Consider the following 15,611-nt stretch of genomic DNA (forward strand, 5'->3'; position numbering starts at 1 on the left):
GAGTGACATGGCGAAAAACCTAATACTCTGGCTGGTCATTGCCGTCGTGCTGATGTCAGTATTCCAGAGCTTTGGGCCCAGCGAGTCTAATGGCCGTAAGGTGGATTATTCTACCTTCCTGCAAGAGGTCAACCAGGACCAGGTTCGTGAAGCGCGTATCAACGGACGTGAGATCAACGTTACCAAGAAAGATAGTAACCGTTACACGACTTACATACCGGTTAACGATCCGAAGCTGCTTGATAACCTGCTGACTAAAAACGTTAAGGTTGTTGGTGAACCACCAGAAGAGCCAAGCCTGCTGGCTTCTATCTTCATTTCCTGGTTCCCGATGCTGTTGCTAATCGGCGTCTGGATCTTCTTCATGCGTCAGATGCAGGGCGGTGGTGGCAAAGGTGCCATGTCGTTCGGTAAGAGCAAAGCGCGCATGCTGACAGAAGATCAGATCAAAACCACGTTTGCTGACGTTGCCGGTTGCGACGAAGCGAAAGAAGAAGTGGCTGAGCTGGTTGAATATCTGCGTGAACCGAGCCGTTTCCAGAAATTGGGCGGTAAAATCCCGAAAGGCGTCCTGATGGTCGGTCCTCCGGGTACCGGTAAAACCCTGCTGGCGAAGGCCATCGCAGGTGAAGCGAAGGTTCCATTCTTTACGATTTCCGGTTCTGATTTCGTTGAAATGTTCGTGGGTGTCGGCGCATCTCGTGTGCGTGACATGTTCGAACAGGCCAAAAAAGCAGCACCGTGCATCATCTTTATCGATGAAATCGACGCCGTAGGCCGCCAGCGTGGCGCGGGCCTGGGTGGCGGTCATGATGAACGTGAGCAGACTCTGAACCAAATGCTGGTTGAGATGGATGGCTTCGAAGGTAACGAAGGTATCATCGTTATCGCGGCCACTAACCGTCCGGACGTACTGGACCCGGCGCTGCTGCGTCCTGGCCGTTTCGACCGTCAGGTTGTGGTTGGCCTGCCAGATGTTCGTGGCCGTGAGCAGATCCTGAAAGTTCACATGCGTCGCGTACCGCTGGCGCCGGATATCGATGCGGCAATCATTGCCCGTGGTACCCCAGGCTTCTCCGGTGCAGACCTGGCGAACCTGGTGAACGAAGCTGCACTGTTTGCTGCCCGTGGCAACAAGCGCGTTGTTTCGATGGTTGAGTTCGAAAAAGCGAAAGACAAAATCATGATGGGTGCGGAACGTCGCTCCATGGTGATGACGGAAGCGCAAAAAGAGTCCACCGCGTACCATGAAGCAGGTCATGCGATTATCGGTCGCCTGGTGCCGGAACACGATCCGGTCCACAAAGTAACGATTATCCCGCGTGGTCGTGCGCTGGGTGTGACCTTCTTCCTGCCTGAGGGCGATGCGATCAGCGCCAGCCGTCAGAAACTGGAAAGCCAGATCTCTACGCTGTACGGCGGTCGTCTGGCGGAAGAGATTATCTACGGTGTAGAGCACGTTTCTACCGGCGCGTCGAACGACATTAAAGTCGCGACGAACCTGGCACGTAACATGGTGACGCAGTGGGGCTTCTCTGAAAAGTTGGGTCCGTTGCTGTACGCTGAAGAAGAAGGTGAAGTGTTCCTGGGACGTTCTGTTGCGAAAGCAAAACATATGTCCGATGAAACCGCGCGCATTATCGATCAGGAAGTTAAATTGCTGATTGAACGTAACTATGACCGCGCGCGTCGCCTTCTGAACGATAACCTGGACATTTTGCACTCGATGAAAGATGCGCTCATGAAATATGAGACCATCGATGCGCCACAGATTGATGATCTGATGGCTCGCCGCGATGTGCGCCCGCCTGCGGGTTGGGAAGAGTCCGGTACTTCTAACAACTCTGGCAACAATGGCACCCCGAGTGCGCCGCGTCCGACTGAAGAGCCGCGTATGCCAAACCCGGGCAACATGTCAGAGCAGTTAGGCGACAAATAAGTTCACGTTGTCGATGGCTGCGTTTTTATTGAAAACCCTGGGGCTTGCTCCGGGGTTTTTCTTATCTGCTTAACCCATTTTATACCAGGGATAACATCATGAAACTCTTTGCCCAGGGGACTTCGCTGGATCTCAGCCATCCTCACGTCATGGGGATTTTGAATGTCACACCAGACTCTTTCTCCGATGGTGGAACGCACAACACGCTGATTGAGGCTGTGAAACATGCGAATCTGATGATTAATGCCGGAGCTACTATCATTGATGTTGGCGGCGAATCAACGCGGCCAGGCGCGGCCGATGTCAGTGTGGAAGAGGAACTGGAACGCGTGATCCCGGTCGTTGAAGCGATTGCTCAGCGGTTTGAAGTCTGGATTTCAGTCGACACCTCTAAGCCGGAAGTGATCCGCGAGTCTGCCCGCGTGGGGGCGCACATCATTAACGATATCCGTTCTCTGAGCGAGCCCGGCGCGTTGGAAGCTGCGGCGGAAACCGGGCTACCGGTGTCACTGATGCATATGCAGGGCAACCCTAAAACGATGCAGGATGCGCCGAAGTATGATGACGTCTTTGCGGAGGTTAATCGCTACTTTGTCGAGCAGATCGCACGTTGCGAGCAGGCGGGAATCGCAAAAGATAAATTGTTGCTCGACCCGGGGTTCGGTTTCGGTAAAAATCTCTCTCATAATTATGCTTTACTGGCTCGCCTGTCAGAGTTTCATCATTTTGGGCTACCTCTATTTGTAGGAATGTCGCGAAAATCGATGATTGGTCAACTGCTAAATGTGGGGCCATCAGAACGCCTTAGCGGCAGCCTGGCGTGTGCGGTAATTGCAGCCATGCAGGGCGCGCACATAGTTCGCGTCCACGATGTAAAAGAAACTGTTGAAGCGATGCGAGTGGTTGAGGCCACCTTGTCTGCGAAGGGAAATAAACGTTATGAGTAATCGCAAATATTTTGGTACCGATGGAATCCGTGGTCGCGTGGGCGATGCACCGATTACCCCTGATTTTGTACTTAAGCTGGGTTGGGCCGCAGGGAAGGTTCTGGCGCGCCATGGCTCTCGTAAAATTATTATCGGCAAAGATACGCGTATTTCTGGTTATATGCTGGAATCTGCACTAGAGGCGGGTCTTGCGGCGGCGGGGTTATCCGCTTCCTTCACCGGGCCAATGCCTACCCCTGCGGTGGCTTATCTGACGCGCACTTTCCGTGCAGAAGCCGGGATTGTTATTTCTGCTTCACACAACCCATTCTACGACAACGGGATTAAATTCTTCTCTATCGACGGGACCAAACTGCCAGATGCGGTTGAGGAAGCCATCGAAGCGGAGATGGAAAAAGAGATAACCTGTGTCGACTCTGCAGAGTTGGGAAAAGCCAGCCGTATCGTGGATGCTGCCGGGCGTTACATCGAATTCTGTAAAGGGACCTTCCCGAACGAACTAAGCCTCAACGAGCTCAAGATCGTGGTGGATTGCGCTAACGGCGCGACTTATCACATTGCTCCCAATGTATTACGTGAGTTGGGCGCGAATGTCATTACGATTGGTTGTGAGCCAAATGGCGTCAACATCAACGAAGAAGTGGGTGCCACGGATGTCCGGGCACTGCAGGCGCGCGTGATCGCGGAAAAAGCGGATATCGGTATTGCGCTGGACGGCGACGGCGATCGTGTGATTATGGTTGACCACGAGGGTAACAAAGTCGACGGCGATCAAATCATGTATATCATCGCCCGCGAAGGTTTGCGTCAGGGGCAGTTGCGCGGTGGCGCAGTGGGCACGCTGATGAGCAACATGGGTCTGGAGCTGGCGTTAAAACAGCTTGGCATTCCGTTTGCCCGCGCCAAAGTGGGTGACCGCTATGTGCTGGAAAAATTGCAGGAAAAAGGCTGGCGTATCGGTGCGGAAAACTCCGGTCATGTGATCCTGCTGGACAAAACGACCACCGGTGACGGTATTGTGGCCGGTTTGCAGGTTCTTGCTGCAATGGTACGTAATCATATGAGCCTGCACGATTTATGCAGCGGTATGAAAATGTTCCCGCAAATTCTGGTTAATGTGCGCTACACCGCGGGTAGCGGTGATCCGCTGGAAAACGAAACGGTTAAGGCTGTTATGGCTGAAGTGGAAACCGCTCTGGGGAGTCGTGGACGCGTGCTGCTGCGTAAGTCAGGTACTGAGCCGTTAATTCGTGTCATGGTTGAAGGCGAAGACGAAGCCCAGGTGACCGAATTCGCTCACCGTATTGCTGATGCAGTGAAAGCGGTGTAATCCCGAAGAGAATGAGTGCCGGAGTCTGAGACTCCGGCTTTTTTTACTGTACTGGAAGCGGCTGTTTACGTCGATTCTGCCAGAAATAACCACCGACCATCAGTAGTACGAGGATGGCCAGCCATGGCAACACTGCCAGTAAATGCCCAGACCGGGCGAAGGTCAGCGTAATCATCAGTAACCAACCGCCCAGCATTGGAATCGCGGTGCGCTTAACAATATCCACAGGCGATACGCCAGCAACACCCGCGATGGCAATGATGACGCCGGCAATGGGCGATAACGTACGACCAATACCTGCTGATAGCTGAATAGGCAACATCATGACTGCGATGTCGCTACCGATATGACGGCTGATGTCTGGCACCATCGGGGCGAAGGAGAAAAACGCTGCATTTCCTGAGCCCATCAGCGCTGAAATCGCAAAGGTGATAAGGGTCATCAGCAGAATAATCGAGGCGGCACTGAGACCAAATTCACCGGAAAGCGACAGTAATGCGTCGACGGCGCCAATGGCTTTCAGTCCGGCAGAAAAGACTTCACCGGCGATAATTAGCGTCACGACGGTGGCAAAAACGCTGCCCATGCTGTCGAAAACTTTTTGTACGCCGGCCATCACCTCGCGAGCCTTGCGATGACGGCAGTACTCACATACCAGGGTAATGGCAAGACTTATCAGTACGGCGGTATCCAGCGTAATCTTGAGCGAGCTGAACAGTAAATCACTGCATACCAGCATCAATACCAGCGGGAGCATTGGCAGAAACAGCCAGGAGACCGGTGCGTCAGCTTTTTCTGTCGATGTTAATGTCTGCATCGACTGAGCCACATTGTCACCGCTTTCCCGGCGATCGAAAAAGCGTTGTACAACAATATGGAGCAGGGCGATGAAAAGAATGACGGGAATGACAATCGGCAACTGATCCTGAACGAAATAGTTCACCACCTCAATACCTGCAGTTTTGGCGGCGAGAACCGAGTTACCTGAACCTGGGCCAAATTCAACCGCACAGGTGCTGGCGATAACGGCAGCAACGGCGGCGCGGCTGCAACCAAGACGGGTAAGAAGCGGATAAAGCGTGGCCATCAACAGCAGGCCCAGCCCGGTGGCGCTGCTGATAAACAGCGACAGGAATTGACCCAGCAGCAGTGCCAGCCCCAGCAGCAGGTACGGAGAGTTCAGGCGTTGCAAAGGGCGAGATGTCACCCGAACCAACACCTGGCTGGCGCCAATGGCCGACATGTACGTGGCGAAACCACCAATCAGCATAATTTGCAGTCCGAGGCCGCCAAGGCGCACGCTCAGGGTATCGCGGATAAACTCAAAGGCGTCAAAGGGACCAAATCCGGTACTCTTTTTCACCAGGCTACTGATCGTGGTCATCCCGCTAAAATGCGCTATAAGCAACAACACAATTCCGGTCAATAGCAGCACCGACTGGGGGTGATATTTTTTGAGGATCAGCCGTCCGGCAAAAATAATGGCGATTAACGCCAGAAATAATGACATTTTCGCCTCCTCATTCAAAGTTGCCGGTGACCAGGCACTCGCTATCCCGCAGCAACGGTTTACCCGCAGCAAAGAGATGGGCCAGCGAGAGGTCATCATTGAGTACGCAGATATCTGCACGTTCCCCGGCGCAGAGCACGCCGCCGGAAATACCCAGTGAGCGCGCAACGTTTGCCGTCAACATAGCGATCGCCTGAGATACCGGAATACCCACATCAATCAGGCGGGGAAGCAGGTTAAGGTTACCTGCGACCGGTGCCGCGCTTAAACCTTCAACGATACCCTGGGCGTTAAAGCGCGGAACACTGCCATTGCCATCAGAGCTGATAGTGATGCGATCGGCTGGAACCTGTGCTTCCAGTGCGTGGAGAATCGCCTGCTCCTGAGGCATAAAGCGACTACCACCAGAGGTTACGTCGATATGGCCGCCGCGATGGGCGAAAGCAATCGCCTGTTCGAACAATGGCTCTGTTCTCGCAACATGCGTCGGTGAAATATGGTGAATCGGAATGCCAGCATCACACAGCTCAATAAGTTGCGACATTCCTTCCTGCAGATTACCCAGGTGCACATGCAGCAGACCTTTTTTTCCTGCCAACAGGGAAGCCACGCGGATATCGCTCACTATCCTCAGCAATTCCTGGAAAGAGGGGTAAGAACCACGGTGATCGGCGAGGGCGATTTTGACGCCAAGAATCGCCGGAATAAAGGCCATATCATCACGGATAGATTGCGTAATGGTTGGACTGGGTACCGCGTAGGCTCCCGTATGCATAAATGCACGCAGTCCCTCCAGGTTCAGAGACTGCATTTTGGCGTAGAGATCTTTGGGCGAACGAGAAATGGCATCGGTCCCCAATACGCCGACAACCGTGGTAATACCCGCCTGAATCAGATCGCGCAGTTTGACGGCTGGCGTCCGGCTGGAAAATCCTGCTTCTCCGCCACCACCAGTGAGATGGACATGTTGATCGATGATGCCAGGGATAACCCACTTACCCCGACAATCGATGATTTCTTTGACGCCATCAAAGAGTGAAATGTCTTTTTCTACCGCCACAATGCGGTCGGCATGAATGAGCAGGGAGCAGAGGCCTAAATCCTCGGGAGAAAAAACACGGGCATTGGTCAGTAAAGTAAACATATCGGTCCTGTCAAACGTCAAGAGTGAGAGTCGGCAGGTGAAACGGAATATTGTTGTTATGATGCCCACCATAAAGCCATTACTATAACTATGACTATTACCGATTTGTTATTGGAGGATGCGGTTATGGCATGGTGGAGAGTTCAACGTGGATTGTAAGTGGCTGGACGATTTCCTCGCATTGAGCCAGCATGGAAACTACTCTCAGGCCGCAGCGCAGCGGCATATCACTCAACCTGCACTGAGTCGGCGAATTAAGGCGCTGGAAGAGGTACTTGGCGTGCCATTGTTTGACCGGACCACAACACCTGTCACGCTGACGCGCTATGGTGAGCGTTTTGAACCCTATGCCCGGCACGTTCTCAGTACGTTGACAGAGGCTCGCCACGAGCTGTCGGCTATGACACCGGCAACGGATAACACGCTGGTGATGGTCAGCCTACATACGCTGTCAGTGAATATCCTTCCGGATATGATCAACTATCTGCGACAGAGCGAACCGCAATTAAATTTTACGGTGAATGCCAGTATTCAGGGGATAGACAACCACTTTAATGCCCTGATTGACCGGCAAATTGATCTGTTGGTGACGTACGATTTACCTTCTTCGCAGCCGGGGCTGGAGATCGCCGGGGGGTTAAAACGTTCACTATGGCGATATGAGCGATTTATTCCGGTCATTTCTGCGCAACTGGCGAATACGCTTGACGATCCGCATGTGCCGATCCCGTGGTTATGCTACAGCGACTATACCTTTGTCAGGCGTATTATTGAGCCGGCGGAACAACGCGTCCGCCCACGCCTGAAAAAAGTGTTTGAGAGCGGTTTAAGTGAGACGATACGAGAAATGGTGTTGCGCCATATGGGAATGGCCTGGTTACCAGAATCAATGGTGGCGGAGGAGTTGGTGAACCAGCAAATTATTCACTGCTGGCCACAAAATTCAGATCTGATTTGCGAAATTCCTGTTGTGGTGTGGGCAAATCTTGATGATCAACGCGCCGTTATGCAGAGATGCTGGGAGAAGTTGCTGCGTTTTTGATTGATATGGCGATTTTTTCCGCAGTTGATACAATGCTAACAAATTGCCCTTGCGAAGGTCATTCGCTTTGGTTAGTATTCACACCCGCTTCAGTGGGAAACAGTAAACAGTCCCGCTTTATTGGTTGAAGCATTGGTACGCGGCAACTCCGCAAGGAACAGGTTGATTATGTACGAAGCTCTTTTAGGTATTTTCCTTGTCGTAGCAATTGTATTGGTTGGTTTGATCATGCTGCAGCAGGGTAAAGGCGCTGATATGGGTGCTTCCTTTGGAGCAGGCGCTTCCGGTACGCTGTTTGGTTCAAGTGGTTCTGGTAACTTCATGACCCGAATGACAGCGCTGTTTGGAACCTTGTTTTTCGTTATCAGTCTGGTGCTGGGTAATATCAACAGCAACAAAACCAATAAAGGAAGTGAGTGGGAAAATCTGAGTGCTCCAGCTAAAACTGAGCAAACTCAACCCGCTGCACCGGCTAAGCCGACCAGCGATATCCCACACTAAGATTTCTGTGCTGAGGTGGTGGAATTGGTAGACACGCTACCTTGAGGTGGTAGTGCCCTAACGGGCTTGTGGGTTCGAGTCCCATCCTCAGTACCAATATTCCGAAAAAAAGATGCTGAAAAGCGTCTTTTTTTTCGTCTGTGGAAAATGCCGGGTCTTGGCTTGTAGGTCAGATAAGGTGCTCGCGTTGCCATCCGACATCTGGTCGATAGCACAATGCCTGATGGCACTATGCGTATCAGACCTATGTCCTCAGCGATGTAAAAAACACCTGCATAGCGGGTGGCATTGATAGCGCCCGATAGGGGCGTACTAAAAGCCCTAACAAAAAGTCTCTGCCAGTTCTGAAAGATTTAAATCCAAAGACAATAAGGCAAAGCCAAAACCTGTTGCTGACCACCTCCATAGGAGAGGTGGAGTTTATGCAGGGATAAAAAAAGCCGCTTTCGCGGCTTTAATCTTCTCTTGAGAAGGCGATTACTTCGCTTTATTTTCCAGGTTCTCAACCTGCGGCAGACCCGTCGCGGAAGAGGCGGAAAGTAAGCCAGACTGGGCGTAACCGAACAGTTTCTCGCGGGTATCCGTGATGTCCAGATTACGCATGGTCAGCTGACCAATTCGATCGTCCGGAGAGAACACGGAGTCGCCTTTTTCCATTGTCAGCCGTTCTGGCTTATAGGTCAGGTTGTCGGATACGGTATTCAGGATCGAGTAGTCATTACCGCGACGCAACTCCAGAGTCACTTCGCCGGTTATCTGACTTGCCACCCAACGTTGCAGGCTATCACGCAGCATCAGAGCCTGGGAGTCGAACCAGCGTCCCTGATACAGCAGACGACCCAGTTGGCGGCCATGAGCGTGATATTGTTCGATGGTGTCTTCATTGTGAATACCGGTCAGCAGGCGTTCGTAAGCGATGTGCAGTAGCGCCATCCCCGGAGCTTCATAGATGCCGCGGCTTTTTGCTTCAATAATACGGTTTTCAATCTGATCGCTCATGCCCAGTCCATGACGACCACCGATACGGTTGGCTTCCAGCATCATCTCAACGTCGTCGCTGAAGGTTTTGCCGTTCAGGGCAACCGGATGGCCCTGTTCAAAACGTACGGTGACTTCTTCTGCAGGGATCTTCACGTTTTCGTCCCAGAACTTCACGCCCATAATCGGGTTAACGATCTTGACGCTGGAGTTGAGGAATTCCAGGTCTTTTGCTTCGTGCGTTGCGCCCAGCATATTGGAGTCGGTGGAGTAGGCTTTCTCTACGGACATCTTGTAGTCGAAACCGCAGGCAATCATAAACTCAGACATCTCGTGGCGGCCGCCCAGTTCATCAATGAAATCTGTATCCAGCCACGGTTTGTAGATCTGCAATTCGGCATTGGTCAGCAACCCATAACGATAGAAACGCTCAATGTCGTTGCCTTTATAGGTGCTGCCGTCGCCCCAAATGTTGACGCCATCTTCTTTCATGGCGGCAACCAGCATGGTACCGGTCACGGCGCGACCCAGCGGGGTGGTGTTAAAGTAGGTCAGACCGCCCGTGGTGTTATGGAATGCACCACACTGGATTGCCGCAATCCCTTCCGCAACCAATTGTTTGCGGCAATCAACCAGGCGAGCGTTCTCTGCGCCATATTCCATTGCACGGCGAGGAATGGCGTCGTAGTCATCCTCGTCCGGCTGACCCAGATTTGCAGTATATGCATATGGGACAGCCCCTTTTTGTCGCATCCATAACAGCGCAGCACTGGTGTCCAGACCACCGGAAAAAGCGATACCAATACGTTGACCTGCCGGGAGATGCTTGAGAATCGTCGTCATAAAATAAAATCCTGCCTGATTGACTGATGAAGAGATCGGTTTTCTGTTCTCAGTGAATTTTTATGCAAAATAAATGAGTTTTCATTTAATCATCTTTTGCGGGCGACAGGAAGAGCTTCGTGATAATTTCGTCAATAAATGCCTCAGATTGTATCTCTGCATTTATCAGGCTTCGACGCTACAGCGCGCGCGCTGCTATTCATTAATGTGCATATTATTTACCAGGTTGACATAATGCGCGCTGGATCAATATAATATGCGCAGATTTTACGTCCCGTCCTCGGTACCAAATCCCAGCAGTATTTGCATTTTTTACCCAAAGCGAGTAAAATTTGCCACGTTTCAGGCGCGGGGTGGAGCAGCCTGGTAGCTCGTCGGGCTCATAACCCGAAGGTCGTCGGTTCAAATCCGGCCCCCGCAACCACTTTCCCTTAGAGTTCTTTTTCAAATAGTCTGTGAAGACTTTGGCCTTCGTAGCTGGATTTGAAAAAAATTCTTTCGGAAGGTTCTCCAGACCGCAGCTGCGGTTATAGGGTTCAGTTATCTAAAGCCCCGATTTATCGGGGTTTTTTGTTATCTGACTACAGAATAACTGGGCTTTAGGCCCTTTTTTTATGTCTTGGGGGTGGGCTTGGCCACATTAGAGCAAAAATTAACAGAGATGATTACAGCGCCAGTTGAAGCCTTAGGTTACGAGCTGGTCGGCATCGAATTTATTCGCGGTCGCACATCCACACTGCGCATCTATATTGATAGTGAAGATGGCATCAATGTTGATGATTGTGCTGATGTGAGCCACCAGGTGAGTGCTGTGTTGGACGTTGAAGATCCGATAACCGTTGCTTACAACCTGGAAGTATCCTCACCGGGCCTCGACCGTCCTATGTTCACTGCCGAACACTACGTCCGTTTCCTGGGTGAAGAAGTTGCACTGGTGCTTCGTATGGCGGTACAAAACCGCCGTAAATGGCAGGGCGTTATCAAAGCGGTGGACGGTGAAATGATCACTGTCACAGTCGAAGGTAAAGATGAAGTGTTCGCGCTGAGTAATATCCAGAAGGCGAACCTGGTTCCCCACTTTTAACAGTCTGGATTGAGGTGAAAAGCCCGCGATGAACAAAGAAATTTTGGCTGTTGTTGAAGCCGTCTCCAACGAAAAAGCGCTGCCACGCGAGAAAATTTTTGAAGCGCTGGAAAGTGCGCTGGCTACAGCAACAAAGAAAAAATATGAGCAAGAAATCGACGTTCGTGTAGAGATCGATCGTAAAAGCGGTGATTTCGATACCTTCCGCCGTTGGCTCATTGTGGAAGAAGTCACTCAGCCGACGAAAGAAATTACGTTGGAAGCGGCACGTTTTGAAGACGAAAGTCTGAACGTGGGCGGTTACGTTGAAGATCAAATTGAATCTGTCACTTTTGACCGTATCACAACCCAGACGGCAAAACAGGTTATCGTACAGAAAGTACGTGAAGCCGAACGTGCAATGGTTGTTGATCAATTCCGTGAACACGAAGGCGAGATCGTCACTGGTGTAGTGAAGAAAGTAAATCGCGACAACATTTCTCTGGATCTGGGCAGCAATGCTGAAGCTGTGATCCAACGTGAAGACATGCTGCCGCGTGAAAACTTCCGCCCGGGTGACCGTATTCGTGGCGTTCTGTACTCCGTTCGCCCGGAAGCTCGCGGTGCGCAACTGTTTGTGACGCGTTCCAAACCGGAAATGCTGATTGAACTGTTCCGCATTGAAGTGCCGGAAATTGGCGAAGAAGTGATTGAAATTAAAGCGGCGGCCCGCGATCCGGGTTCTCGTGCGAAAATCGCAGTGAAAACCAACGATAAGCGTATCGATCCGGTCGGTGCTTGTGTGGGTATGCGCGGTGCGCGTGTTCAGGCGGTTTCTACCGAACTGGGCGGCGAGCGTATTGATATCGTTCTGTGGGATGATAATCCGGCACAGTTTGTGATCAACGCAATGGCGCCAGCAGACGTCGCTTCTATCGTGGTGGATGAAGATAAATACACGATGGATATCGCAGTTGAAGCCGGTAATCTGGCTCAGGCAATTGGACGTAACGGTCAGAACGTCCGCCTGGCCTCACAACTGAGCGGTTGGGAACTCAACGTGATGACCGTTGATGACCTGCAGGCTAAGCATCAGGCTGAAGCGCATGCAGCCATTGATACCTTCACCAAATATCTCGATATCGATGAAGATTTCGCGACCGTTTTGGTGGAAGAAGGTTTTGCTACGCTGGAAGAACTGGCCTATGTGCCAATGAAAGAACTGCTGGCAATTGACGGCCTTGATGAGCAGACCGTTGAAACGCTGCGCGAGCGTGCTAAAAACGCACTGACCACTCTGGCACTGGCCCAGGAAGAAAGCCTCGGTGATAACAAACCGGCTGACGATCTGCTGAATCTGGAAGGATTAGATCGCGAAATGGCGTTCAAACTGGCTGCCCGTGGTGTTTGTACGCTGGAAGATCTCGCTGAACAGGGCATTGATGATCTGGCTGATATCGAAGGGTTGACCGACGAAAAAGCCGGTGAGCTGATTATGGCTGCCCGTAATATTTGCTGGTTCGGCGACGAAGCGTAATAAACTGTAGCAGGAAGGAACAGTATGACAGATGTAACCGTAAAAACGCTGGCTGCAGAGATACAGACCTCCGTGGATCGCCTGGTACAGCAATTTGCTGATGCAGGTATCCCGAAGTCGGCTGATGACTCTGTGTCCGCACAAGAGAAACAGACCTTACTGGCGCATCTGAACCGTGAAAACGGCTCTGCCCCAGATAAGTTGACATTGCAGCGTAAAACGCGCAGTACTCTCAATATTCCAGGTACCGGTGGAAAAAGTAAATCGGTACAAATCGAAGTCCGCAAGACACGCACCTTTGTAAAACGCGATCCGCAAGAGGCAGAACGCCTTGCTGCGGAAGAGCAGGCGCAGCGTGAAGCGGAAGAGCAAGCCCGTCGTGAAGCTGAAGAAACAGCTAAACGCGAGGCGCAACAAAAAGCTGAACGTGAGGCCGCAGAACAAGCTAAACGTGAAGCCGCTGAAAAAGCGAAACGTGAAGCTGCGGAAAAAGACAAAGTGAGCAATCAACAGACCGACGATATGACTAAAACCGCCCAGGCAGAAAAAGCCCGCCGTGAAAATGAAGCCGCTGAACTGAAGCGCAAAGCGGAAGAAGAAGCACGCCGTAAGCTTGAAGAAGAAGCTCGCCGAGTGGCTGAAGAAGCTCGCCGTATGGCTGAAGAAAATGCCGGTGCTTGGGCTGAACAAGAGAAAGTGGAAGATGATAAGAGCGATTATCATGTCACCACTTCTCAGCACGCACGTCAGGCTGAAGACGAAAACGATCGTGAAGTAGAAGGCGGTCGCGGCCGTACTCGTACCACGAAAGCGGCCCGTCCGGCTAAAAAAGGCAACAAACACGCTGAATCGAAAGCTGACCGTGAAGAAGCGCGTGCAGCGGTTCGTGGTGGTAAAGGTGGCAAGCAGCGTAAAGGTTCTTCTCTGCAGCAGGGCTTCCAGAAGCCGGCTCAGGCGGTTAACCGTGACGTTGTGATTGGCGAAACCATTACCGTTGGCGATTTGGCTAACAAGATGGCGGTTAAAGGCTCTCAGGTTATCAAAGCGATGATGAAACTGGGCGCAATGGCCACCATCAACCAGGTCATCGACCAGGAAACCGCACAGTTGGTTGCCGAAGAGATGGGCCACAAAGTTATCCTGCGTCGTGAAAACGAGCTGGAAGAAGCGGTAATGAGTGACCGTGACACGGGTGCTGCGGCTGAACCGCGTGCACCGGTGGTGACCATCATGGGTCACGTTGACCATGGTAAAACCTCTCTGCTGGACTACATTCGCTCAACGAAAGTGGCCTCTGGCGAAGCGGGTGGCATTACCCAGCACATCGGTGCGTACCACGTTGAAACCGACAACGGTATGATCACCTTCCTGGATACCCCGGGTCACGCCGCGTTTACCTCTATGCGTGCTCGTGGTGCTCAGGCAACGGATATTGTTGTTCTGGTTGTTGCTGCAGATGACGGCGTGATGCCGCAGACTATCGAAGCTATCCAGCATGCGAAAGCAGCGCAGGTACCGATGGTTGTTGCAGTGAACAAGATCGATAAGCCAGAAGCCGATATGGATCGCGTTAAGAACGAACTGTCCCAGTACGGTGTTATGCCGGAAGAGTGGGGCGGCGAATCTCAGTTCATCCCAGTTTCTGCGAAAGCGGGTACCGGTATTGATGACCTGCTGAACGCTATCCTGCTGCAGGCTGAAGTTCTGGAGCTGAAAGCGATTCGTAAAGGTATGGCGAGCGGTGCGGTCATTGAATCCTTCCTGGACAAAGGTCGTGGCCCAGTGGCTACTGTCCTGGTGCGTGAAGGTACCCTGAACAAGGGTGATATCGTGCTGTGTGGCTTCGAATATGGCCGTGTTCGTGCAATGCGTAACGAACTGGGTCAGGAAGTGCTGGAAGCGGGTCCGTCTATTCCAGTCGAAATCCTGGGCCTTTCCGGTGTTCCGGCTGCGGGTGACGAAGTTACCGTGGTTCGTGACGAGAAGAAAGCCCGTGAAGTTGCGCTGTATCGTCAGGGCAAATTCCGTGAAGTTAAACTGGCTCGCCAGCAGAAATCTAAACTCGAGAACATGTTCGCTAACATGACTGAAGGCGAAGTTCACGAAGTGAACGTCGTTCTGAAGGCTGATGTTCAGGGTTCTGTGGAAGCAATCTCCGACTCCTTGCTGAAACTGTCTACTGATGAAGTTAAAGTGAAGATCATCGGTTCTGGCGTAGGTGGTATCACCGAAACCGACGCAACCCTGGCTGCGGCATCCAACGCGATTCTGGTTGGCTTCAACGTCCGTGCTGATGCCTCTGCGCGTAAAGTGATTGAATCCGAAAACCTGGATCTGCGTTACTACTCCGTCATCTATAACCTGATCGACGAAGTGAAAGCGGCGATGAGCGGTATGCTGTCTCCGGAACTGAAACAGCAGATCATTGGTCTGGCTGAAGTTCGTGATGTGTTTAAATCACCGAAATTTGGCGCGATCGCGGGCTGTATGGTTACCGAAGGTACGATTAAACGTCACAACCCAATCCGCGTACTGCGTGACAACGTGGTTATCTATGAAGGCGAACTGGAATCCCTGCGCCGCTTCAAAGATGACGTTAACGAAGTCCGTAACGGCATGGAATGTGGTATCGGCGTTAAGAACTACAACGACGTTCGCGTTGGCGATATGATCGAAGTGTTCGAGATCATCGAGATCCAACGTACTATTGCTTAAGGTTTTCTGGGTTGTAGGCCGGATAAGGCGTTTACGCCGCATCCGGCAATGTGATGCCTGAT

General features: G+C 51.9%; 11 protein-coding genes and 2 tRNA genes. 10 read left to right on the plus strand and 3 right to left on the minus strand.

Features of this window, described 5'->3' with window-relative positions; translation table 11 throughout:
* Positions 1 to 7: 7 nt before the first annotated feature.
* The 3 genes from ftsH to glmM all read left to right on the plus strand — a co-directional run bounded on the left by ftsH (position 8) and on the right by glmM (position 4,216).
* On the plus strand, positions 8 to 1,939 hold the full coding sequence (ftsH, locus tag CJP72_RS02695) for an ATP-dependent zinc metalloprotease FtsH (protein WP_162379362.1): 1,932 nt from the start codon (positions 8 to 10) through the stop codon (positions 1,937 to 1,939).
* 98 nt (positions 1,940 to 2,037) lie between these two features.
* Complete coding sequence (gene folP / locus CJP72_RS02700; RefSeq protein ID WP_162379363.1) at positions 2,038 to 2,886, plus strand: dihydropteroate synthase; 849 nt, start codon at positions 2,038 to 2,040, stop codon at positions 2,884 to 2,886.
* Complete coding sequence (gene glmM, locus CJP72_RS02705) at positions 2,879 to 4,216, plus strand: phosphoglucosamine mutase (RefSeq protein WP_162379364.1); 1,338 nt, start codon at positions 2,879 to 2,881, stop codon at positions 4,214 to 4,216. The genes folP and glmM overlap by 8 nt, the downstream gene beginning before the upstream one ends.
* Positions 4,217 to 4,259: 43 nt before the next feature.
* On the opposite strand, the gene dcuC is transcribed toward glmM, so the two are convergent.
* Both dcuC and iadA read right to left on the minus strand, forming a co-directional pair.
* Positions 4,260 to 5,726, minus strand: a complete 1,467-nt coding sequence (dcuC, locus tag CJP72_RS02710; protein ID WP_162379365.1) for a C4-dicarboxylate transporter DcuC — start codon at positions 5,724 to 5,726, stop codon at positions 4,260 to 4,262.
* Between the two features lie 10 nt (positions 5,727 to 5,736).
* Entirely contained in the window at positions 5,737 to 6,870 is a 1,134-nt protein-coding gene (iadA, locus tag CJP72_RS02715; RefSeq protein WP_162379366.1) for a beta-aspartyl-peptidase, read from the minus strand.
* Between the two features lie 148 nt (positions 6,871 to 7,018).
* On the opposite strand from iadA, the gene CJP72_RS02720 reads away from it, so the two are divergent.
* From CJP72_RS02720 to CJP72_RS02730, 3 genes are all read left to right on the plus strand, one after another.
* Positions 7,019 to 7,912, plus strand: a complete 894-nt coding sequence (locus CJP72_RS02720; RefSeq protein WP_162379367.1) for a LysR family transcriptional regulator — start codon at positions 7,019 to 7,021, stop codon at positions 7,910 to 7,912.
* Positions 7,913 to 8,080: 168 nt separating this feature from the next.
* Complete coding sequence (secG, locus tag CJP72_RS02725) at positions 8,081 to 8,413, plus strand: preprotein translocase subunit SecG (RefSeq protein ID WP_162379368.1); 333 nt, start codon at positions 8,081 to 8,083, stop codon at positions 8,411 to 8,413.
* A gap of 9 nt (positions 8,414 to 8,422) precedes the next feature.
* A tRNA-Leu gene (locus CJP72_RS02730) sits at positions 8,423 to 8,509 on the plus strand.
* Between the two features lie 381 nt (positions 8,510 to 8,890).
* On the opposite strand, the gene argG is transcribed toward CJP72_RS02730, so the two are convergent.
* On the minus strand, positions 8,891 to 10,234 hold the full coding sequence (gene argG / locus CJP72_RS02735; protein WP_162379369.1) for an argininosuccinate synthase: 1,344 nt from the start codon (positions 10,232 to 10,234) through the stop codon (positions 8,891 to 8,893).
* A 347-nt stretch (positions 10,235 to 10,581) separates the two neighbouring features.
* Between argG and CJP72_RS02740 the strand changes: the two genes are divergently transcribed.
* From CJP72_RS02740 to infB, 4 genes are all read left to right on the plus strand, one after another.
* Positions 10,582 to 10,658: transfer RNA gene (locus CJP72_RS02740), tRNA-Met, on the plus strand.
* A gap of 207 nt (positions 10,659 to 10,865) precedes the next feature.
* Positions 10,866 to 11,318: a ribosome maturation factor RimP gene (gene rimP / locus CJP72_RS02745; RefSeq protein ID WP_162379370.1), complete on the plus strand. Its 453-nt coding sequence runs from the start codon at positions 10,866 to 10,868 to the stop codon at positions 11,316 to 11,318.
* A 28-nt stretch (positions 11,319 to 11,346) separates the two neighbouring features.
* Positions 11,347 to 12,834, plus strand: coding sequence for a transcription termination factor NusA (nusA, locus tag CJP72_RS02750; RefSeq protein WP_162379371.1), 1,488 nt, complete (start codon positions 11,347 to 11,349; stop codon positions 12,832 to 12,834).
* Positions 12,835 to 12,858: 24 nt separating this feature from the next.
* On the plus strand, positions 12,859 to 15,549 hold the full coding sequence (infB, locus tag CJP72_RS02755) for a translation initiation factor IF-2 (protein ID WP_162379372.1): 2,691 nt from the start codon (positions 12,859 to 12,861) through the stop codon (positions 15,547 to 15,549).
* Positions 15,550 to 15,611 lie beyond the last annotated feature (62 nt).

It is taken from the genome of Citrobacter sp. NCU1, from assembly GCF_010231475.1.
GTDB lineage: Bacteria > Pseudomonadota > Gammaproteobacteria > Enterobacterales > Enterobacteriaceae > Citrobacter_D.

Bases quoted from the DNA above. Each gene is read 5' to 3' on its own strand.
- glmM (WP_162379364.1), top strand. From the start codon at position 2,879: ATGAGTAATCGCAAATATTTTGGTACCGATGGAATCCGTGGTCGCGTG.
- folP (WP_162379363.1), top strand. From the start codon at position 2,038: ATGAAACTCTTTGCCCAGGGGACTTCGCTGGATCTCAGCCATCCTCAC.
- nusA (WP_162379371.1), top strand. From the start codon at position 11,347: ATGAACAAAGAAATTTTGGCTGTTGTTGAAGCCGTCTCCAACGAAAAA.
- iadA (WP_162379366.1), bottom strand. From the start codon at position 6,870: ATGTTTACTTTACTGACCAATGCCCGTGTTTTTTCTCCCGAGGATTTA.
- secG (WP_162379368.1), top strand. From the start codon at position 8,081: ATGTACGAAGCTCTTTTAGGTATTTTCCTTGTCGTAGCAATTGTATTG.
- dcuC (WP_162379365.1), bottom strand. From the start codon at position 5,726: ATGTCATTATTTCTGGCGTTAATCGCCATTATTTTTGCCGGACGGCTG.
- ftsH (WP_162379362.1), top strand. From the start codon at position 8: ATGGCGAAAAACCTAATACTCTGGCTGGTCATTGCCGTCGTGCTGATG.
- infB (WP_162379372.1), top strand. From the start codon at position 12,859: ATGACAGATGTAACCGTAAAAACGCTGGCTGCAGAGATACAGACCTCC.
- argG (WP_162379369.1), bottom strand. From the start codon at position 10,234: ATGACGACGATTCTCAAGCATCTCCCGGCAGGTCAACGTATTGGTATC.